This is a genomic window from Stenotrophomonas sp. AB1(2024), from assembly GCF_037482345.1.
Classification (GTDB): domain Bacteria; phylum Pseudomonadota; class Gammaproteobacteria; order Xanthomonadales; family Xanthomonadaceae; genus Stenotrophomonas.
In genome coordinates, this window is record NZ_JBBHKO020000001.1 from 1,428,310 (window position 1) to 1,448,378 (window position 20,069).

The 20,069-nt window shown below is 66.9% G+C and carries 23 protein-coding genes; 11 read left to right on the forward strand and 12 right to left on the reverse strand.

All coding sequences use genetic code 11. From position 1 onward, the window contains the following. Positions 1–55 precede the first annotated feature (55 nt). The 3 genes from WIX41_RS06745 to WIX41_RS06755 are packed head-to-tail and all read right to left on the reverse strand — an operon-like array spanning position 56 to position 2,543. Positions 56–736: an HAD family hydrolase gene (locus WIX41_RS06745; protein ID WP_339446330.1), complete on the reverse strand. Its 681-nt coding sequence runs from the start codon at positions 734–736 to the stop codon at positions 56–58. Next, positions 733–1,452, reverse strand: coding sequence for a pseudouridine synthase (locus WIX41_RS06750; protein WP_339446331.1), 720 nt, complete (start codon positions 1,450–1,452; stop codon positions 733–735). Before WIX41_RS06750 ends, WIX41_RS06745 begins: the two co-directional genes overlap by 4 nt. Next, a complete protein-coding gene (locus WIX41_RS06755; protein ID WP_339446332.1) occupies positions 1,449–2,543 on the reverse strand; it encodes a class I SAM-dependent methyltransferase in 1,095 nt (364 codons plus the stop codon). The genes WIX41_RS06750 and WIX41_RS06755 overlap by 4 nt, the downstream gene beginning before the upstream one ends. Before the next feature lie 150 nt (positions 2,544–2,693). Here WIX41_RS06755 and WIX41_RS06760 point away from each other — a divergent pair, with 150 nt between their 5' ends. After that, positions 2,694–2,957: a hypothetical protein gene (locus WIX41_RS06760; protein WP_339446333.1), complete on the forward strand. Its 264-nt coding sequence runs from the start codon at positions 2,694–2,696 to the stop codon at positions 2,955–2,957. A gap of 39 nt (positions 2,958–2,996) precedes the next feature. Here WIX41_RS06760 and WIX41_RS06765 read toward each other — a convergent pair whose 3' ends face one another. Together WIX41_RS06765 and WIX41_RS06770 are read right to left on the reverse strand one after the other, a co-directional pair. After that, positions 2,997–3,287: a DUF3247 family protein gene (locus WIX41_RS06765; protein ID WP_339446334.1), complete on the reverse strand. Its 291-nt coding sequence runs from the start codon at positions 3,285–3,287 to the stop codon at positions 2,997–2,999. A gap of 14 nt (positions 3,288–3,301) precedes the next feature. Then, a complete protein-coding gene (locus WIX41_RS06770; protein WP_409187464.1) occupies positions 3,302–5,287 on the reverse strand; it encodes a hybrid sensor histidine kinase/response regulator in 1,986 nt (661 codons plus the stop codon). Positions 5,288–5,520: 233 nt separating this feature from the next. Between WIX41_RS06770 and WIX41_RS06775 the strand changes: the two genes are divergently transcribed. Further along, complete coding sequence (locus tag WIX41_RS06775; RefSeq protein ID WP_339446336.1) at positions 5,521–6,090, forward strand: DUF3016 domain-containing protein; 570 nt, start codon at positions 5,521–5,523, stop codon at positions 6,088–6,090. Here the strand turns inward: WIX41_RS06775 and alr are convergent. Further along, positions 6,074–7,153: an alanine racemase gene (gene alr / locus WIX41_RS06780; RefSeq protein ID WP_339446337.1), complete on the reverse strand. Its 1,080-nt coding sequence runs from the start codon at positions 7,151–7,153 to the stop codon at positions 6,074–6,076. The two genes, WIX41_RS06775 and alr, sit on opposite strands and share 17 nt — an antisense overlap. Then, on the reverse strand, positions 7,132–8,445 hold the full coding sequence (locus tag WIX41_RS06785) for a D-amino acid dehydrogenase (RefSeq protein WP_339446338.1): 1,314 nt from the start codon (positions 8,443–8,445) through the stop codon (positions 7,132–7,134). Before WIX41_RS06785 ends, alr begins: the two co-directional genes overlap by 22 nt. 148 nt (positions 8,446–8,593) lie before the next feature. Between WIX41_RS06785 and WIX41_RS06790 the strand changes: the two genes are divergently transcribed. Continuing rightward, positions 8,594–9,073 (forward strand): Lrp/AsnC ligand binding domain-containing protein, encoded by a 480-nt coding sequence (locus WIX41_RS06790; RefSeq protein ID WP_339446339.1) that lies wholly within the window; start codon positions 8,594–8,596, stop codon positions 9,071–9,073. A 42-nt stretch (positions 9,074–9,115) separates the two neighbouring features. Continuing rightward, positions 9,116–9,409 (forward strand): hypothetical protein, encoded by a 294-nt coding sequence (locus WIX41_RS06795; protein WP_339446340.1) that lies wholly within the window; start codon positions 9,116–9,118, stop codon positions 9,407–9,409. Between the two features lie 40 nt (positions 9,410–9,449). Here the strand turns inward: WIX41_RS06795 and WIX41_RS06800 are convergent, their stop codons facing one another. Further along, positions 9,450–9,878 carry a hypothetical protein gene (locus tag WIX41_RS06800; protein WP_339446341.1) on the reverse strand — a complete coding sequence of 143 codons (429 nt, stop codon included), beginning with the start codon at positions 9,876–9,878 and terminating at the stop codon, positions 9,450–9,452. A gap of 130 nt (positions 9,879–10,008) precedes the next feature. Here WIX41_RS06800 and msrB point away from each other — a divergent pair, with 130 nt between their 5' ends. The 5 genes from msrB (at position 10,009) to WIX41_RS06825 (ending at position 13,545) form a co-directional block, all read left to right on the forward strand. After that, complete coding sequence (msrB, locus tag WIX41_RS06805; protein ID WP_339446342.1) at positions 10,009–10,476, forward strand: peptide-methionine (R)-S-oxide reductase MsrB; 468 nt, start codon at positions 10,009–10,011, stop codon at positions 10,474–10,476. Positions 10,477–10,625: 149 nt separating this feature from the next. Beyond that, positions 10,626–11,480, forward strand: a complete 855-nt coding sequence (gene motA / locus WIX41_RS06810) for a flagellar motor stator protein MotA (protein WP_339446343.1) — start codon at positions 10,626–10,628, stop codon at positions 11,478–11,480. A 9-nt stretch (positions 11,481–11,489) separates the two neighbouring features. Then, on the forward strand, positions 11,490–12,488 hold the full coding sequence (motB, locus tag WIX41_RS06815; protein WP_339446344.1) for a flagellar motor protein MotB: 999 nt from the start codon (positions 11,490–11,492) through the stop codon (positions 12,486–12,488). 284 nt (positions 12,489–12,772) lie between these two features. After that, on the forward strand, positions 12,773–13,255 hold the full coding sequence (locus tag WIX41_RS06820) for a hypothetical protein (protein WP_339446345.1): 483 nt from the start codon (positions 12,773–12,775) through the stop codon (positions 13,253–13,255). Between the two features lie 14 nt (positions 13,256–13,269). Then, positions 13,270–13,545: a DUF4031 domain-containing protein gene (locus tag WIX41_RS06825; RefSeq protein ID WP_339446346.1), complete on the forward strand. Its 276-nt coding sequence runs from the start codon at positions 13,270–13,272 to the stop codon at positions 13,543–13,545. Positions 13,546–13,575: 30 nt separating this feature from the next. On the opposite strand, the gene WIX41_RS06830 is transcribed toward WIX41_RS06825, so the two are convergent. After that, positions 13,576–14,118, reverse strand: coding sequence for a DUF6630 family protein (locus tag WIX41_RS06830; RefSeq protein WP_339446347.1), 543 nt, complete (start codon positions 14,116–14,118; stop codon positions 13,576–13,578). Positions 14,119–14,254: 136 nt separating this feature from the next. On the opposite strand from WIX41_RS06830, the gene WIX41_RS06835 reads away from it, so the two are divergent. Next, the gene (locus WIX41_RS06835) at positions 14,255–14,506 is read left to right on the forward strand and encodes a DUF3297 family protein (RefSeq protein ID WP_339446348.1); all 252 of its coding nucleotides are present in this window, start codon (positions 14,255–14,257) and stop codon (positions 14,504–14,506) included. A 78-nt stretch (positions 14,507–14,584) separates the two neighbouring features. Here WIX41_RS06835 and WIX41_RS06840 read toward each other — a convergent pair whose 3' ends face one another. Together WIX41_RS06840 and WIX41_RS06845 are read right to left on the reverse strand one after the other, a co-directional pair. Further along, positions 14,585–16,228 (reverse strand): Na+/H+ antiporter, encoded by a 1,644-nt coding sequence (locus tag WIX41_RS06840; protein ID WP_339446349.1) that lies wholly within the window; start codon positions 16,226–16,228, stop codon positions 14,585–14,587. Positions 16,229–16,290: 62 nt separating this feature from the next. Further along, positions 16,291–17,085, reverse strand: coding sequence for a DODA-type extradiol aromatic ring-opening family dioxygenase (locus tag WIX41_RS06845; RefSeq protein ID WP_339446350.1), 795 nt, complete (start codon positions 17,083–17,085; stop codon positions 16,291–16,293). Positions 17,086–17,210: 125 nt separating this feature from the next. Between WIX41_RS06845 and WIX41_RS06850 the strand changes: the two genes are divergently transcribed. Further along, a complete protein-coding gene (locus WIX41_RS06850; protein ID WP_339446351.1) occupies positions 17,211–18,098 on the forward strand; it encodes a LysR family transcriptional regulator in 888 nt (295 codons plus the stop codon). 48 nt (positions 18,099–18,146) lie between these two features. Here WIX41_RS06850 and rpoD read toward each other — a convergent pair whose 3' ends face one another. Continuing rightward, positions 18,147–19,997, reverse strand: coding sequence for an RNA polymerase sigma factor RpoD (gene rpoD / locus WIX41_RS06855; RefSeq protein ID WP_339446352.1), 1,851 nt, complete (start codon positions 19,995–19,997; stop codon positions 18,147–18,149). Positions 19,998–20,069: the final 72 nt, after the last annotated feature.

Below are 20,069 nucleotides of genomic sequence, written 5' to 3' on the forward strand. Positions count from 1 at the left end.
CGCCCCCGGGCACCAGTATTTCCGCAAAGCAGCACCGCCGGCGGCATCGCCCCGTTCACTGCGGCAGCAGCGGCACCAGCAGCGCGTGCGCGTCGCGCAGCGAATCGACGATGCGGTGGCCCAGCGCGCGCAGCGCCTCGTCCGGGTGCACCAGGTCCGGGACCTGGATCGCCGTCATGCCCGCGCTCACCGCCGCACGGATGCCGGCCGGGGAGTCTTCCAGCGCCAGGCAGCGCGCCGGGTCCTTGCCCAGCTTTTGTGCGGCCAGCAGGTAGATGTCCGGTGCTGGCTTGGGATGGGCCACATCGCTGCTGGTGACCACATGGTCGAAGTACCCCAGCAGCCCGGTCGCGGCCAGCTTGCGCGAGGCGCGCGGCTGCCGCGTCGAGGTCGCCACCGCGCGCGGAATGCCATGCGCCTGCAGCAGCTGCAGGATCTCCACGATGCCCGGCCGCAGCGGCAGGCCCTGCTGCGTGCGCTCCTCGTACAGATCGTGGCAGCGCGCGAACAGCGCCACCACCGCATCAGCATCGATGTGCTGCAGCAGGCGCTGCTCGCAGTCGCGGTCACCCAACCCGACCATGCCCAGCCAGAACGCGTCGGCGAACGGAAGCGCCTGTTCCTGCGCCGCCTGCGACCAGCACGCCAGCGAAACGCGCTCGCTGTCGATCATCAGGCCATCCATGTCGAAGATGACCGCCTCGGGCAGGAACGGCAATGCGGCAATGGCGGTCATGACGCGTCGGTCAGGTGCCCGGTGAACAAGGTATCCAGGTCGGCGGCATCGAGCATGCGCCACTCGCCTTCGGGAAGATCGCCCAGCGACAGCCCGCCGATGCGGCTGCGGTGCAGTGCCTGCACGTGGTTGCCCACGGCGGCGAACATGCGCCGGGCCTGGTGGTAGCGGCCTTCATGCAGCACCAGTTCGGCCTCGCGCGCCGAGCGCACGTGCAGCTCCGCCGGCAGCAGCGGCTTGTCGTCCGCTTCCAGCATCAACGCGCCACTGGCAAAGCGCGCGACCTCATCGCCGCGCAGGTCTTCGGCCAGGGTTACCTGGTAGGCCTTGTCCAGTCGCGATTTCGGCGACACGATCCGGTGCAGCAGCGCGCCATCATCGGTCATCAGCAGCAGCCCGCTGGTGTCGCGGTCCAGCCGACCCACCGACGACAGCACCGGCGAACGCTCGCGGAAGCGCGGCGGCAACAGGTCGTAGATCAGCCGGCCCTTGTCCTTGGTCGAACAGGTGTAGTCGCGCGGCTTGTGCAGCATCAGGGTCAGCCCCTGCGGCGGATCCAGCGGCTCGCCTTCGACCCGGATCGCCGCGTGCGCCACCTGGTCGTCGGCGTACAGCACGTCGCCTTCCGCATCGGTCACCCGCCCTTCGCGGAACATCCCCTGCACCTGCTTGCGGCTGCCATAGCCCAGGTTGGCCAGCAGCTTCACCAACTTCATGCGCGGGCTCCGCTGCGGCCCCGTGCCGGCTCGCGGGTGGCGTTGGCCCGGGTCGCTTCGATCAGCTTGAAGCCATCGCGTTCGGCGGCCACGCGGACCTGGCCGAAGCTTTCATTGAGGATCTGCTCGTACGGCAAGTGGCGGTTGGCCACCAGCCACATGCGCCCGCCCGGGCGCAGCGCCTGCGCGGCCACGGCGATGAAGCGCTGGCCGATGTCGGGGCGGTCGGCGCGCGAGGGGGTGTGGAACGGCGGGTTGGTCACGATGAAGTCGTAGCGGCCTTCGATGCCGGCGGTGACATCCTGCCAGTGGAAGCCCAGCTTGGCCGGCTTGTCCAGCGCCTCCAGATTCACCCGGGCCAGTGCCAGCGCACGGCCTTCGGCTTCGAACAGATCCAGCCCGGTCACCTGCGGGCAGCGCAGCAGCACTTCACTGGACAGGTAGCCGAAGCCGGCACCCAGGTCCGCGCCACGCCCGGCCAGGTCGGCCGGCAGCTGTTCCACCAGCAGCGCCGAGGCCGGGTCGATGCGGTCCCAGGCGAAGATGCCCGGGCGGCTCTGGAAGCGCCCGCCCAGGATCGCGCGCGGTGCGTCCAGCGCGGCCCAGCGCTGGGCCAGCGCAGCGTCGTGCTGGCCGTCCAGCGGCGCGGTCCAGTACACCCGGCAGTGGTTCTTGGTCATCTTGCCACCCAGCCCGGCCAGCTGCTGCAGGTCGCCTTCGCCGGAGCGCGCACCTTCGTTGTTGTGCTGGCAGGCCACCACGATGCCGCCCGGGGCGGCCAACGCCAGCGCGCGGGCAAACAGCGCGCGGGCTTCTTCACGCTGGCGCGGCGGCAGCACCAGCACCACCGCGTAGCGGGTGCTGTCGTCGGCCAGCTGCTGCTCGTCACGTACGCTCCAGCCGCTGGCTTCCAGCGCGTCGGCGAACGGGCGGAAGCTCTGCTCGCAGACCAGCTGGCCCGGCTGGGCGCGCTCACGCAGCGGCCAGCCATCGCGGGCGCGCAGGAACAGCACCGGCCCGGTCGGCCAGGTCAGCGCGCCGGCGAACGGCAGGAACAGGGTTTCCAGGGGGGCGTCGTGCTGGGCAGCCATGGGGGCACATCTTGAAGAGAGACCGCCATTCTACCGTTTCGGCCGATTCGCCCCGTCCGATGGCCGATTTGCGTTTATTCAACGCTGCCTTGATGCCATTGCAACATGCACTCGGTCAGGGTGAAGGCTCATTCGCAACGGAGGTGGCTCATGCGCGTATTGTTCGTCGGTGGCGTGGTCGACAACAGCGAAATGGACCTGGACGTGAAACAGGCGCCTGTTCACTATCCCGAAGATACCGGCGGTGGGCATTCCCGCTATCGGCTGCACCAGATCGGCAAGCAGGCCGATGGTGCCGTGGCCTACGCAGTGTATGGCGCACCGGACATGGCCGATGACGAAGTGGCTCGGATTGCAAATGAGCGTGCCTATGCGCGCCGGTTCGAGGCGGAGCCGGAACTGTTCGTGCATTGAAAGGGGCGGTGCCGGGCATGGGCCCGGCACTGGCCTGGGTCATTCCACTGGAGGCAGTTCGCGGATTGCGCTGATCTGGTCCAGCCACACCACGTGTTGCTGGACCGGGGTGTCCAGGTCATCCAGCCGCAGCTGGCCGTTGCTGCCTTCGTTTTCTTCCGCGTCGCGGTATTGCTGCACGGTGGGCTGCACCGCCACCGTCCCGAGCAGGCGGCGGCCGTCCTTCAGCGTGACCTCGACCTGGGTCTGCCCTTTCAGCTGCGGCAGCAGGGCCTCAAGCGCGGCGATGTCGGCGGGGTGGGTATGGATGGTGGGGGCGATGCGGGACATGGGGTTCCTTTGGATCACCGACGGGCGGCGAGCACGGTGCGTACCGCCGAGACCAGTTGGGCGACCGAATACGGCTTGGCCACGTGCTCCTGGAAGCCCGAGGCCAACGCGCGCTTGCGGTCGTCGGCACGCGCCAACGCGGTGACCGCCACCACGGGCAAGGCATGTTCGTCCAGCCCGAACTCGTCGCGCAGGGTACTTACCAGGCCATAGCCATCCATGCCGGGCATGCCGATATCGGTGAGCAGCACATCCACCGCCTCATGCCCACCGGCATCCAGCAGCGCCAGCGCTTCACCGGCCGAGGCGGCGGCAGTGACCTGCGCACCCTGCTCTTCCAGCAACCGGCGCAGGTACTCCAGCACTTCGGGCTGGTCTTCCACCGCCAGCAGGCGCAGGCCCTTCAACGGGTAGGGTTCGATCAGCTGTTCGCGGATCGGGCCACTGAAGACTTCACGCAGCGGCCGGCCGTCGGCCTGCGGCTGGTAACACGGCAACTGCACGGTGAACTCCGCGCCCTGCCCATGGCCTTCGCTGTTGGCGGTGACCGTGCCGCCGTGCAGTTCCACCAGCTGCTGCACGATCGCCAGACCCAGGCCCAAGCCGCCATGGCGGCGCGTGGTGGTGCCGTCGGCCTGGCGGAAGCGGCCAAACAGATGGCGCAGGAATTCCGGCGCGATGCCGTCGCCCGAATCGGCCACGGTGACCGACCAGTGCGCACCGTCGGTGGCCAGGGTGACCGTGACCGAGCCGGCAGCGGGGGTGAATTTAATGGCATTGCTGAGCAGGTTCCACAGCACCTGCTGCAGGCGCGTGGCATCGCCCAGTACCAGCGCCGGTTCCTCGGGCATGACCAGCCGTGTTTCCAGCGCCTTGCCTTCGGCCACCAGCTCCTGGGCGCGCATGGCTTCGGTCAGCTGGGCGCGCAGGTCCAGCACTTCCACTTCCAGCTGCACCTTGCCCAGCAGCATGCTGCTCAGGTCCAGCATGTCCGAGATCAGGCGCTTCTGCGCCATGGCGCTGTTGGCGATCACGCCCAGGCCCTTGAACATCGGGCTGGTCTCATCCACGCGCTGCAGCAGCAGCTCGCTCCAGCCCAGGATGGTGGTCAGCGGCGTGCGCAGCTCGTGCGACAGCGTGGCCAGGAATTCATCCTTCAACCGCGCCATGCTTTCGGCGGCGTTGCGGGCGGCGCGTTCGGACTGCAGCAGCTCCTCGCGCGCCATCTCGATTTCGCGGCGGTCGGTGACGTCGCCGCTACTGCCGGCCAAGCCGATGAAGCGGCCCATGCGCGAGAAGCGCGGCTGGGCATTCATCTCCAGCCACCGCCACTGGCCATCGGCGCGCAGCCCGCGCACCAGCACCTGCATCGAACGCTGCGCCTTCAGTGCGGCCTGCAGTTCGTAATCGAACACCGACACATCGTCGGGATGGACCACGCCGCGCCAGACGTCTTCAGGCACACGCTGTTCGTCGCCACCAAAGAATTCGGTGAACGCGCTGTTGACGAAACGCGCATGGCCGCGCTCGTCCAGCACCCACACCGGCATGGGCAGGCCATCGGCCAGTGCGCTGAAGCGCGCCTCGCTTTCGGCCAGTTCCACTTCGATCTGCTTGCGGTTGGTGATGTCGAAGAACAGCACCGCCACCCGGTGTTCGTGCGGTTCGCCCACGCGCATCGCTTCCACCGCGTACCAGCGGCCAAGCGCACGCGCTTCCAGCTCGAACTGCTGCGAACGCCCGGTCAGCGCGATCTGGCCGTAAACCCGGTACCACTCGGGCTCGTGGGCCGGCTGCAGCTCGCTCATCAGCCGGCCGGAGGCCTGGCCAAGGCCGGTGTTGCGCTCGAAGGCATCGTTGACCTCCAGGAACCGGTAGTCCACCCCGACGCCATCTTCGATGACCACCTCGATGATGCAGAACCCGGCGCTGAGCCCTTCCAGCACCGAACGGTGCAGGGAAGGATCCGAGGCCGGGGCCGCAAACGGGGCGCGTTCCAGGGTGGAGGCAGGCAGGCTGGGCAAGGGCGTCAAGAGGGGCAACTGGCAGAGCAGAGGATTACAGCATCTTCCAGACCGCGTATTCGCAGCGTCAAGCAGAGACTGCCGATTTGACGTAAGTGAATTCGTCCCCACTCCGGATCATGCGGATCGCGTTTGGCAATTGTTCCAGCCCGTGATCAGGATCACACTCCAGATCGTCTTCTTTCCGCAACCCCGACGGAGGCAACGCCATGAACCGCAAACCCTTGCTGGCTGGTGCTCTCAGCTGCCTGATGCTGCTTGTTGCCGGCGGCGCGTCCGCCGGCCCGCGTACCGTTACCGCCCCGGATGCGCCCCGCGCGCTTACCGGCGACAGCCCGGTGCAGGTGAGCTGGACCGATCCGGCCCAATTCACTGAAATCCGCAGCAGCTCCAATCGTTTCGAGGCCCAAAGCGGCAACTGGGTGTACCAGCTGGCCGACGCGCTGCGTAAAAGCGCCGTCAAACGCCTGCCGCCGGGCCAGACGCTGGAGGTGCAGATCACCGACATCAAGCGCGCCGGCGATTTCGAGCCGCAGCACGGCCCGCGTACCAGCGACATCCGGATCATGCGCGATGTCTACCCGCCGCGGATCACCCTCGACTTCACCCTGCGTGATGCCAATGGCGGCGTGGTCCAGCAGGGCAAGGATGTGAAGCTGGTCGGCATGAACTACCTGCACAACGGCGTCGGCCTGCGCAGCGACAGCGATCCACTCCGTTACGAAGAGCAACTGCTGGACGAGTGGCTGCGCAAGCTGCTGCCTACCGACCGCCGCTGATCACCCGCGCCACGCGCTTGACCGCGCAGGGCAACTGGTACGCGCTGACATTGCACAGTGGTGCCAGCACGTCCAGGCGCGGCGCATCGCCCCACAGCGTCACCGTGCTGCCCACCCCCGCCTGCGGCAGATCGGTCAGGTCCACAGTGAGCATGTCCATCGAGACCCGGCCGATCAGGTGGCCGGGTTGGCCATCGATCTGCACCGGGGTGCCGTTGGGCGCGAACTGCGGGTAGCCGTCGGCATAACCCAGCGCCACCACGCCCACGCGGGTGGGACGTTCGGCAACGAAGCGCGCGCCATAACCCACCGGTTCACCCGCGGCGATCTCACGGACCGCGAAGATCTTCGACTGCATGGTCATCACCGGGCGCAGGCGCTCGGTGAAAGCGTTGTGCTTCTGCAGCGGGTTGGCCCCATACAGCATCAGGCCCGGGCGCACCCAGTCGCTGCGCACCTCCGGCCAGCCCAGCAGGGCCGGTGAATTGCACAGGCTGGTTTCCCCGGCCAGGCCATCGATGGTGGCGGCGAACAGGGCCGCCTGCTCGCGCGTGCGCGGGCTGTCCAGTTCGTCGGCGCGGGCCATGTGGCTCATCAGCACCATCGACGCCACCTGCGGCAGTGCCGACAGGCGCGCATGCGCGGCGCGGAAGTCGGCCGGGGCCAGGCCCAGGCGATGCATGCCGCTGTCCAGCTTCAACCAGATCTGCAGCGTGGCATTGGTCTGGAACGCCTCCACCGCATCCACCTGCCACGGCGCGGCCACCGCGAACCACAGGTTGTGCTGCACGATCAGCGGCAGTTCGTCGGCGTCGAAGAAGCCTTCCAGCAGCAGGATCGGCGCGGTGATGCCGGCCGCGCGCAGTTCCAGCGCTTCTTCAATGCAGGCCACGCCGAACGCGTCGGCCTCGCCATCCAACGCGCGCGCGCAGGCCACGGCGCCGTGGCCATAGGCGTCGGCCTTTACCGCAGCCAGGGTCTTGCGACCGCCGCCCAGTTCACGGGCCAGGCGGAAGTTGGAGCGCAACGCGTCCAGGTCGATCAACGCGCGGGCTGGGCGCATGCTTTGGGTTCACTGTGTTGGGCGGAAGCGGCGTGGTGGCCGCCATAACGGAAGATATCCAGGCCTTCGGTGCTGATCTGCGGCTGGCGCGCGCTCATCAGGTCGGCCAGGTAGCGGCCCGAGCCGCAGGCCATGGTCCAGCCCAGCGTGCCGTGGCCGGTATTGAGGAACAGGTTGCGGTACGGGGTGGCGCCGATCACCGGCGTGCCATCCGGGGTGGCCGGGCGCAGCCCGGTCCAGAACTCGGCACGCGACAGATCCCCGCCGTCCGGGTACAGGTCGCCCACCACTTTTTCCAGGGTGGCGCGGCGACGCGGCGACAGCGACAGGTCGAACCCGCCCACTTCGGCCATGCCACCCACGCGGATGCGGTCGTCGAAACGGGTCACCGCCACCTTGTAGCTCTCGTCCAGGATGGTCGAGGTCGGTGCCATTGCCGCATGGGTGATCGGCAGGGTCAGCGAGTAGCCCTTCAGCGGGTACACCGGCAGACGCATGCCCAGCGGCGCGACCAGCGACGGCGAGTAACTGCCGAGCGCGACCACGTAACGGTCGGCGGTTTCCAGCTTGCCGTCGATGCGCACGCCGGTGATGCGGTCGCCGTCGGTTTCCAGGCCGGCGATGTCCTGGTCGAAGCGGAATTCCACCCCGGCATCCATCGCCATCTGCGCCAGGCGGCGGGTGAACAGTTGGCAGTCGCCGGTCTGGTCGCGCGGCAACCACAGCGCGCCCACCAGCTTGTCGGCCACGCTGGCCAACGCCGGTTCGTGGGCAATGATGCCGTCGCGGTCCAGCACTTCATACGGCACGCCGTACTGCGCCAGCACTTCGATGTCCTGCGCCGACGCATCCAGTTGCTGCTGGGTGCGGAACAGCTGGGTGGTGCCCAGGTCGCGGCCTTCGAATTCGATGCCGGTCTGCGCGCGCAGCTCGTTGAGGCAGTCGCGACTGTATTCGGACATGCGCACCATGCGCGCCTTGTTGATGGCGTAGCGCTCGTGCGTGCAGTTGCGCAGCATCTGCGCCAGCCAGCGGTACTGGTTCAAGTCCAGGCCCGGGCGGATCGCCAGCGGCGCGTGCTCGGAGAACAGCCACTTCACCGCTTTCAACGGCACGCCCGGGGCGGCCCACGGCGAGGTATACCCGAACGACAGCTGGCCGGCGTTGGCGAAGCTGGTTTCCAGCGCCGGGCCGGGCTGGCGGTCCACCACCGTGACTTCAAACCCGGCCTGCCGCAGGTACCAGGCACTGGTCGTGCCGATTACCCCACTGCCAAGGACTAGAACGCGCATGAGACCTCTCCAACCCGATCATTCCCTGCACTGGAGCGTGCCGGGACCATAATTGAGGAAGTATATTCCGGCCAAACCAAGCAATTTTGCTGTTTTTTGCGCCTGAAGCAGGATATTGTCCCGCCAACATCCCCGAGAGGCTGACGCCATGGCCGCACGTGCCCGCGAGCTGGACAAGATCGACCGCAAGATCCTGCGCATCCTGCAGGACGAGGGGCGTATTTCCTTCACCGAACTGGGCGAGCGCGTGGGCCTGTCCACCACCCCGTGCACCGAGCGGGTGCGCCGGCTGGAACGCGATGGCGCCATCACCGGCTACTACGCCCGGCTCGACCCGCAGTACCTCAAGGCCAGCCTGCTGGTGTTCGTGGAAATCAGCCTGGCCTACAAATCCGGCGACATCTTCGAGGAGTTCCGCCGCGCGGCACTGAAGCTGCCCAACGTGCTGGAGTGCCACCTGGTCTCGGGCGATTTCGATTACCTGCTCAAGGCACGCATCAGTGAAATGGCGTCCTACCGCAAGCTGCTGGGCAGCACGCTGCTGACCCTGCCGCACGTGCGCGAATCCAAGAGCTACATCGTGATGGAAGAAGTCAAGGAAACGTTGACCCTGCCGATTCCGGATTGAACGGCCCAAACGCAAAAGGCGGCGCGCTTGCGCGCACCGCCCATGCAGCTGCCGACCAGCGCATCAACGCTGCTGTTTCTGGTCCTGGTGGCGCTGGTCCTGCTGTTTGCCACCTTTCTGGTTCTGCTGATCCCATTGCTGCTGGTTCTGCTGGCCCGGCTTCTGGTTCTGCTGGCCCTGCTGTTCCTGCGGCATCTTGCCGGGATTGCCCTTCTGCTGATTAGACATGAGTGCACCTTTCACAACCATTTGGGGATGCGCGGTCTTGCGGCGCAGGTACAGGGTCGGGCGAAGGCGGTTAATCGCAGGCGAAATTGCAGTGAGCTGCGGCGTTGACACTGATGACTGCGGGCTTTGGTTGTGAAACGTTCATGCGTCAGGGCTTGATGCGTTGCCCGTCGCCGCTGGGCACGGCGTCGTAGTAGCGGCCGGTGCGCGTATCGAGCACACGGTTCGGGCCCACCTGCTTCATGCCCGGCACGATCCGGCCGTGGCGGTCGTAGACCTTGACTGGCGCCGTGGTAGCCGGCGGCGTGGGCGGTACCACCTGCGCCGGGCCCTGGCTCTGGATTGGATGAGTGCGCAGCTGCTGCGCGGTCTGCGCCGGCGATTTCACCGGCGCCATGCGCCCGGACAGGCTGTCTGCGGGCGCCGGACGCACCGGTGTGGGCAGCGGCGTCTGGGTCGGCGCGGGGTGGGTTACCGGACGGGTGTCGGTGGGTCTGCTCGGCGCGGCGATCTGCGCTGCTGCGCCCAGCGGCACCAGCACGACCAGCGACAGGGCAAGCCAGTAGAGGCGGTTCATGATGGCAGGCTCACGGCGGGACAGGTGTTCACCCTGCGCCCGTGCGCGTGTCAGCACCATGAATGCCCGAAGCGCTTGCCCGCAACCACCGCCGCCCCCACTTCAGCGTTACCCCTTGCAAGGATCGTCCATGACCACTTTCGATCTCTCCCCACCCAACGACGCGCAGCGCCAGGCGCTGACGGCCGGACTCAGCGACGATGAGCGCCGCGTGCTGCTCCAGCACGGTACGGAAGCCCCGTTCTGCGGCGTGTTCCTGGACAACACGCTGGATGGCGTCTACGGCTGCCGCCTGTGTGGCCTTCCGCTGTTCCGTTCCAGCACCAAGTTCGACTCTGGTACCGGCTGGCCGAGCTTCTTCGCTCCGTTCGACCCGGCCCATGTCCGCTTAATCCGCGATGTCAGTCACGGCATGGTGCGAACTGAAATCGTTTGCGCCCGGTGTGACAGCCATCTCGGCCACGTGTTTCCGGACGGTCCGCCGCCGACCTTCGAGCGGCACTGCCTGAACTCGGTCTCGCTGTCGTTCACCCCCAACGGCCAGCCCTATCCGGACCCGCTGCAGCGTGGTGGGGCCGAGGCCGAACCGGCAGCCTGAGCCCCCGGCACCGCGTGCCCACCAACGATAGGTACCCACCGTTGGTGGGTACGACGCGCGGGCCAAAACTGTGACGTCCAACGAACCCCACCCTTCAGAACTCCCGCGCCAGGCCGACATGGAGATGTCCCCCCCGCCGCGTCTGCCCCATGCTCATCCTTGTTGGCTTCGTCATCGTCATTCTCAGTGTGTTCGGCGGTTATGTCGGCGCGCACGGCAAACTCGGCGCGCTGTGGCAGCCCTATGAGCTGGTCATCATCGGTGGCGCGGCGCTGGGCGCGTTCCTGGTCGGCACCCCGGTCAAGACCGTCAAGCAGACCCTGCAGGCCACCGTGGGCGTGTTCAAGGGCCCGCGTTACGGGCAGCAGGATTACCTCGATGTCCTGAGCCTGCTCTATGAACTGCTCAACAAGGCCCGCCGCGAAGGCTTCATGGCGCTGGAAGACCATGTCGAGCGCCCGGCCGAAAGCGCCATCTTCGCCAGCTACCCCAAGGTGCAGGCCGACCACCATCTGGTGGACTTCATTACCGACTGCCTGCGCCTGATGATCGGCAGCAACATCGAACCGCACGAACTGGAACCGCTGTTGGAGATGGAGCTGGAAAAACACCACGCCGAAGCGATGCAGCCGGCAGCGGTGCTCAACAAGGTCTCCGACGGCCTGCCCGGTTTCGGCATCGTGGCCGCCGTGTTGGGCATCGTGATCACCATGGGCTCGATCGGCGGCGACATCACCGAAGTAGGCGCGCACGTGGCCGGCGCGCTGGTAGGCACCTTCCTTGGCATCCTGCTGGCCTACGGCTTCGTCGGCCCGCTGGCCGCCGCAGTGGAAGCGCGCGCCGAGCAGGACAGCCGCATCTACGAATCGGTCAAGACCGCCCTGCTGGCCTGCCTGCGCGGCTACAACCCGAAGATCGCGCTGGAGTTCGCCCGCAAGACCCTGCCGTCGCACGTGCGCCCCGGGTTCAGCGCATTCGAACAGCACCTCAAGACGGTCAAGTAAAGCACCGCCATGGCCGAGAGCAAACCCACCGTCATCGTCCGCCGGGTCAGGAAGGCCCGCCATGGCACGCACCATGGCGGTGCCTGGAAGGTGGCCTACGCCGACTTCGTGACCGCCATGATGGCGTTCTTCCTGGTGCTGTGGTTGATGGCGGCCACCTCCAAGCCCGAGCGCGCCTCCATTTCCGAGTACTTCCGCAACCCCAGCCCGCTCACCGGACAGAGCCCCAGGCCCGCCCCGGGCATGGCCGGCCCGGGTGGCGCCAGCACCTCGATGATCAAGCTGGGCGGCGCCACGGATATCTCGCGCGGCACCAGCAACGATCCCTTCCAGAACCAGCAGGCCGAGCGCCCGGTGCCCCAGCAGGACGAACGCGAGCGTGAGAAGAAGCGGCTGGAAGTGCTCAAGCGCGAGCTGGAAGAAGCGATCAGCAGGAGCCAGGCGCTGGAGCCGTTCAAGGACCAGCTGCTGCTGGACCTGACCCCCGAAGGCCTGCGCATCCAGATCGTGGACAAGCAGAACCGCCCGATGTTCGACATGGGCAGTGCCGTACTGAAGACCTATACGCGCGACATCCTTGGCGAGCTCTCGCAGTTCATCAACCACGTGCCGAACCGGATCAGCATCACCGGCCACACCGACATCACCGCGTACAACGCCACCCACGGCTACAGCAACTGGGAGCTCAGCGCCGACCGCGCCAATGCCGCCCGGCGGGCGCTGCTCGATGGCGGCATGGCCGATGACAAGGTCACCCGCGTGGTCGGCCTGTCCTCGTCGGTGCTGTTCGACAGGACCCAGCCGGACAACCCGATCAACCGCCGCATCAGCATCGTGGTGATGACCAGGGCCGCCGAAGCCGCGGCCCTGGCCGGGTCGGGCCAGGAAGTGGCGCTGTCGCCAGCCGTCACCGATCCGGACGTGCAGGCCCAGATCGCGCCTGCGGTCGGCCCGCCGGTGCCCGTGCTGGCCCCGGCGGCCCCGGTGGAGGCATCCGCAGGTCCCTGACGCCGACAGGGTGCGCATGGGCAAGCACCGCCTGGTCCGGCCAACGGCCGGGGCTACCCAGGCCCAAGCGGCGCATCGGGTGGAGAGCCCCCGGTGTACGGGGGCGGCCGCGAAGCGGCGGGGGTGGGGAGGCACGATAAGAGGGGCCCGCGATCCGCGCAGCGGATCGTGGGGCGGCAGCGCGCATGCGATGACGCGTACCCGCCGGCCGTTGGCCGGCCCAGTCGGTGCGTCCGACGCCAGGGCTTACAATGTGCCTTTCCGTTCAACGAAAGATCCCCCGAATGTCCAAGCAGTCCAAAGCCAAGCGCGACAAGCGCAGGAAGCTCCAGCCCAAGCGCCCGATCAACCGCCTCAACGCCCAGCAGCCGGTCCAGAACCACGCCGTGTTGACCAACGAAGAAGGCCAGGTGGTCGCCGCGATCGGCCTGCAGGGCACCGAATGGCTGCTGGCCATCGGCGGCCAGACCATGGGCAACGCCGACAACCCGGTGCCGATGCTGGCCATGCTCAAGCACCTGTCCAACGTCCAGGAAAAGGAAGGCCGCAAGGTCACCCTGGAATACTCGACCCAGCTGCAGCAGATGATCGACGACCTGGCCGCTGACGAAGGCAAGACCGCCGACGAATACCTGGGCCAGCTGGTCTCCGAATTCGAAGGCGTGGAAGGCGAAGAAGGCGATGACGCCGAAACGGTCGCCGAGGACGCCGATCAGGCCGACGCCGAAGCCACCCCGGCCGCCAGCGACGACAAGCCGCAGGCCTGAGCCACGGCCACCCGGTGACGGTCTATATCGACGATGCGGTTCACCCCTGGCGCGGCGAGCGCTGGGCGCATCTGATGGCCGACACCCTGCCCGAGCTGCACGCCATGGCGGCGCAGCTCGGCATTCCGCGGCGGGCGTTCCAGAACCGCCGCAGTGGTGCCCACTACGACGTACCCGCCCCATTGCGCCTCCAGGCGATCACGCTGGGTGCGAAGGCCATTTCCCGGCATACCGACCGGGACCTGGTCAAAGCAGTCATCGCGAACGCAAGATCGCAATTCGACGGGTAGCGCCGGCCGTTGGCCGGCCCACGGGGCCCATCAGAACGGGTCCGACCCCGGCCGCACTTCCACGCCCAGCAGCGAACACAGCGCCAGCATGGCGTCATCGTCGCGCTGCAGCGCCATCCAGCCGGCCAGCCCGCCGTTGCCGGTATCCACGCTCCACAGCGAGTAGTTGTGCTCGCGCAGGCGGTCGTAGGCGGTGCCCATCAACCGCGGCGCGTCCACCTTCGCGGCGAAATCCTCATCGTCCAGGTCGCCGCCCCAGTCCAGCTGCAGGTTCCAGCGCGCGGACAGTTCGTTCACCGCCGACATCAACGCATCGGCGTCTTCACGTTCCACCTCGAAGCCGGACTGCCAGGCAATGGCGGTCATCAACGGCGGCAGCCAGTCCGCCTCCTCGTCGATCTCCTCGCCGTTCTCGATCAACGCCTCGCGCCAGCGGTTGAACTGCTGCAGGCCCAGATCTTCATCGCCGGGATTGATCAGCACGAACAGGTTCCAGATCCGGGCCTCGAAGTCGTCTTCGTCGAAGTCGCGTTCGTCTTCTTCGAAGTCGAAATAATCGCTGTTGTCGGGCATGGCCGGTATTCCTGGAGACAGGCAGGCATTCTGCCGTGCGAGGGCGTTGGCAGGAAGCGAAATTCGGCCGCAGCGGCCACACGGTTTATCCTGTGCGCCTGAAGACGGCCATGGTGGCCGTCAGCACCCCGTGACCATGAGCGATACCCCTCCCGACCACCTGGCGATCAACCCGGCCAGCCCCTTCCATGATGCCGCGGCGTTGGAGCGTGGCGTCGGTATCCGATTCAACGATGTCGAACGCGACAACGTCGAGGAGTATTCGGTCAGCGAAGGCTGGATCCGCGTGCAGGCGGGCAAGGCCCGCGATCGCCGCGGCAACCCGATGACCATCAAGGTCAAGGGCAACGTGGTGGCGTATTACCTGGATCAGAAGCCGGAAGCCTGACCCCGGTTGCGTAGAGCCACGCCCTGCGTGGCTGCTTTTCGCCGGTGACCGTGCAGCCACGCAGGGCGTGGCTCTACGTCAATCGCGCTGCCGGGTTTCCAGCAAATCCAGGTTGCGGATCAGCTTGCGCGAGATCTCATCGGAAATCCGCCCGCGCCGGGTCAACCGGAACAGCTCCTCGCGTTCGGCAGTCAGCCCCGCACTACGCAGCTGGCGGTAGCCCTGCTCCATGCGCTGCACCTTTTCCGGGTCCGCATCCGGGCCGTGCTCCTTTTCCAGATTGCGCTGGTACAGCAGGCTCACCCGTGAGGCCGCATCGTTGTACAGCTGCACGTTATCGGTGGTCTGGTTCTGCACCAGCTGCTGGCGCATGCGCTCCACCCCGGCCAGCGCGGCCTTGGACGCCAGCCGCCGCGCCAGGTCTTCCTCCTTGCGTTCGCCCGAATCGGCCGGCAGCTCCAACCCCTTGAGCAGACGCGGCAGCGCCACGCTGGCGCCCACCAGCGACACCAGGATCACCGCCGCTGCCAGGAAGATCACCAGATCGCGCGCCGGGAACGCACTGCCATCTGGCAGGAACAGCGGCAGGGTCAACACACCGGCCAGCGTGATCGCACCGCGCACGCCCGCCAGGGAGGTGGCCACCACCACCCGCCACGACGTGCCCTGCCGCGCTTCGCCGCGGTGCCTGGCCCGCAGCAGGCTCCAGCGCAGTGACAGCCACACCCAGGCCAGGCGCAGCAGCACCAGCGCCAGGTTGATCACCACCACATACACCAGCAACCACCACGCGCTGTGGTGCCCGCTTTCGCTCACCGTGGTGATCGCCCGGTCCACGATGCCCGGCAGCTGCTCGCCCAGCAGCACGAACATGATCCCGTTGAAGGAGAACTGCAGCATGTTCCACACCGCCATGCGTTGCACGCGCATGCTGCCCGACACCCGGCCGGTGAGCTCCACGTAGCTCATGGTGATGCCGGCGGCCACCGCCGAGAGAATGCCCGAGGCATTGGCCTCTTCGGCCAGCAGGTAGGCCGCGAAGGGAATCAGCAGGTTGACCAGCAGGGCAGCACCGGGCTCTTCGCCGAAGCGACGCCACAGCCAGCGCTGGAAGGTGGACACGCCCAGCGTGACCGCCACGCCGATCGCCAGCCCCGCCACTGCCACCCACAGGAAGGTCAGTGACGCCGTGGCCAGCGAGAAGGTGCCGGTCATCACTGCCGCCACCGCGAAGCGGAAACAGACCAGGCCGGAGGCATCGTTCAACAGCGACTCGCCTTCCAGGATGTGCATCAGCCGCTTGGGAATCGGCGCGCGCGAGGCGATCGAGCCCACCGCCACCGGATCGGTTGGCGAAATGATCGCCGCCAGCGCGAACGCCACCGCCAGCGGCATCACCGGAATCATCCAGTGGATGAGCAGCCCGGCGCCTATCACGGTGAACACCACCAGCCCGAACGCCAGCTCCAGGATCACGCCCTTGTCGCGGAACAGGCCCTGCTTGGGAATGCGCCAGCCATCCAGGAACAGCAGCGGCGGCAGGAACAGCAGGAAGAACATCTCCGGTTCCAGCGCGTGGCCGCGGTTGAATACCCCGGCGATCACTGCGCCCAGGGCGATCTGCACCAGCGGCAGCGGCAGCGACAACGGCAATACGCGGACCAGGTAGCCGCTGGCGACCACCGCCACCAGCATCGCCAGGACGACTTCAATCGTATGCATGCATTTTCCAGGGAGCCTGGAAAAAAATTACCACACCCAACCCGAACCGCGAACGACCGTGCTCATGCCGGGTTGCCGTCGAAGCGGTAGATATCCATCGCCAGCATGCCCGCCTCGATACCGGCATCGATGCGCTGCGCGCCGAGCACCTCGCCGCCGGCCGCGCCGAGTGCGAAATGCAGCGGTTGGAAGTGCTCGTCGGTGGGGTGTGCGCGTTCGGCATACGGTGCCTGGCGGCGGTAATCGAGCAGCGCGGCGCTGTCGTTGGCCTGCAGACGCTGCTCCACCCATTCGATGAAGGGGCGCACGTACGGCGCTTCGCCGCCGCTCTGGTACTCGCGCCAGTCGTGCAGGTTGTGTGTGATGCTGCCCGAACCGACCAGCAGCACGCCCTGCTCGCGCAGCGGCGCCAGCGCCCGGCCCAGTGCGAACTGGTGGGCCGGGCCCTGCAACGGCTGCAGCGCCAGCGGTACTACCGGAATGTCGGCCTGCGGGTAGAGCAGGCGCAATGGCACCCATGCGCCGTGGTCGAGGCCACGCACCGGGTCCAGCGCAGCGGGCAGCCCGGCGGCAGCCAGCCGCTGTGCGACTTCCCGGGACAGCGCCGGATCGCCGGGTGCCGGGTACTGCAGGTCGAACAGCGCCTGCGGGAAGCCGCCGAAATCGTGGATGGTCGGCGGCTGCGCGTGCGCGCCCACCGCCGGCTGGCGGGTCAGCCAGTGCGCCGAGGCCATCACGATCGCGCGCGGGCGCGGCAGCTGCGCGGCCAGCTCGGCCAGGCGCACGCCCACCTGCCCCGGGTGCAGGGCGGTCATCGGCGAGCCGTGGGAGATGTACAGCGAAGGCAGGTGGGTCATGGCAATGCTCCAAGGGGGACGCGGCGGCGGCGGACCACGGTCCGGTACCAGGCCATCAGCGTATTGCGCCCACCAGAACGGATAAATACGATGATCCGACGCTGTTCATTACAGGATCCGCAACAATGGACACTCTCGAGGCAATGCGCGTGTTCGTGGCCGTAGTCGAGCGCAACGGCTTCAGTGCCGCCGCGCACGCGCTGGACATGTCCACTGCCGGGGTGACCCGGCAGATCGCCGCGCTGGAAAAGCGCCTGTCCACCCGGCTGCTCAACCGCACCACCCGCCGGGTGAGCCCAACCAGTACCGGCGCGGCGTACTACGAACAGTGCGTGCAGCTGCTGGCCCAGTTCGATGCGCTGGAAGCGGGCATCGGGGCACAGGCGCTGGAACCGTCCGGCATGCTGCGCATCAACGCACCGGTGAGCTACGGCATCGCCCGGCTTGGGCCGCTGCTGGCCGGCTATCGCCAGCGTTACCCGCAGGTGCAGCTGGATCTCTCGCTGTCTGACCGCCTCGTGGACATGGTCGAAGAAGGCTATGACCTGGCCATCCGCATCACCCGCCAGCCCGGGCCATCGCTGATCGCGCGCAAGCTGGCCCAAACCCGGATCAGCCTGTGCGCGGCACCCGCCTACCTGGCCACGTATGGACACCCGCAGCAGCCCGAAGACCTGGCCGCACACGAATGCCTGGGCTACAGCTACTGGGGCGGCGGCGATGCATGGCAACTGCGCGGCCCGCGCGGCGAAGTCTCGGTGGTGGTGCGTGGCGGGGTGCGCGCCAACAACGGCGATGTGCTGCGTGAGGCCGCGATAGCCGGTCTGGGCATCATCGTGCAGCCGGATTTCCTGGTGGCCGACGCGCTGGCCGATGGCCGCCTGCGGCGGGTGCTGCCGGAATGGGAGGTGCCGGCGATCGGCATCTACGCGGTGTACACCAGCCGCAGCCACCTGGCACCGAAGGTGCGCAGTTTCATTGACTACCTGGTGGAGACGTTGGCGGGGGCATGAAAAAACCCCGCCGAGGCGGGGTTTTTCATTTACGCGACAGCCTGGAGATCAATCGATGTCCAGGAAGCTGCGCAGCTGCTCGGAGCGGCTCGGGTGGCGCAGCTTGCGCAGCGCCTTGGCTTCGATCTGGCGGATGCGCTCGCGGGTGACGTCGAACTGCTTGCCCACTTCCTCAAGGGTGTGGTCGGTGTTCATGTCGATGCCGAAGCGCATGCGCAGCACCTTGGCTTCCCTCGGGGTGAGGCCGGCCAGCACGTCACGCACGGTTTCAGACAGGTTGATGTTGGTGGTGTTCTCGATCGGGGACTCCACGTTGGTGTCCTCGATGAAGTCGCCCAGATGGGAATCCTCGTCGTCGCCGATCGGGGTTTCCATCGAGATCGGCTCCTTGGCGATCTTCATCACCTTGCGGATCTTGTCTTCCGGCATGTCCATTTCCTTGGCCAGCTCCTCCGGCGTGGCCTCGCGGCCGTACTGCTGGAGCATCTGGCGGGAAATGCGGTTCAACTTGTTGATCGTTTCGATCATGTGCACCGGAATACGGATGGTGCGCGCCTGGTCGGCGATCGAACGGGTGATGGCCTGGCGGATCCACCAGGTCGCATACGTGGAGAACTTGTAGCCGCGGCGGTATTCGAACTTGTCCACGGCCTTCATCAGGCCGATGTTGCCTTCCTGGATCAGGTCGAGGAACTGCAGGCCACGGTTGGTGTACTTCTTGGCAATGGAGATCACCAGGCGCAGGTTGGCTTCGACCATTTCCTTCTTGGCCTTGCGTGCCTTGGCTTCGCCGTAGGCCATGGCCCGGCTGATTTCCTTCAGCTCTTCCAGCTCCAGCGAGGTGGCCTTCTCGATGTCGATGGTGGACTGCTGTTCGGCAATGATCTGGTCCTTGACGTCACGCAGCGCCGAAGACCACTTCTGCTTGCGCTTCAGTGCGTCTTCCACCCATTCCAGGTTGGTCTGGTTGCCTTCCCACGAACGGATGAAATCCTTGCGCGGCATGCGGGCAGTGACGGTGGCCAGGTTCAGCACGCGGCGCTCGTGGCCCTTGATGTCGGCCATCACATCGCGCAGCTGCCTGACCAGCACGTCGGTCAGCGGCAACGGCAGCTTCAGGGTAACGAACACGGCGGCCATGTCGTCGCGCAGCTTGGTCAGCGGCTTGCGGTCGGCCTTGGTGGCGGCCTTCTTGAAGGCAGCGTAGGCAGCAGCCAGCTCGCCCATGCGGCGCGCGACTTCTTCCGGGTCCGGACCGGTCGGGCCGGCTTCTTCTTCAACGTCGTCGCCGTCGTCTTCGTCGTCGTCTTCGTCGGCGTCCGCGTCGTCGCTGGTGTCTTCAGCCACGGCCGGGGCCGGCACTTCTTCCACCAGGTCGTTGAAGCCGACGATCACTTCGGCCAGGCGCTTCCTGCCTTCCTTGTGCGCTTCATAATCGGCCAGCAGCGATTCCACCGACACCGGGAAGGTGCCGAGTGCAGCCTGGACCTGGCCCAGGCCTTCTTCGATGCGCTTGGCGATGGCGATTTCGCCTTCGCGGGTAAGCAGCTCGACGGTACCCATTTCGCGCATGTACATGCGCACCGGGTCGGTGGTGCGGCCACCTTCGGTGTCCAGTGCGCTCAGTGCGGCGGCAGCTTCTTCGGCCGCGGTGTCATCGACTTCGCGGTTACCGGTGTTGCCGTCGTTGAGCAGCAGGGTTTCGGCATCGGGCGCCACTTCATGGACATCAATGCCCATGCCGTTGATCATGCCGATGATGTCTTCAATCTGCTCCGGGTCGACAATGTCGTCGGGCAGGTGGTCATTGACTTCGGCGTAGGTCAGGTAGCCCTGTTCCAGGCCCTTGCTGATCAGAAGCTTGATGTCGTTTTGCTGGGCAGGACGTTCGTTGGCCATGTAGTGCTCGCGCCACCGGCAGGGATGAGGAATAGAACCTAGCATTATACCAGCCCAGCGCCCCTCGGGCCC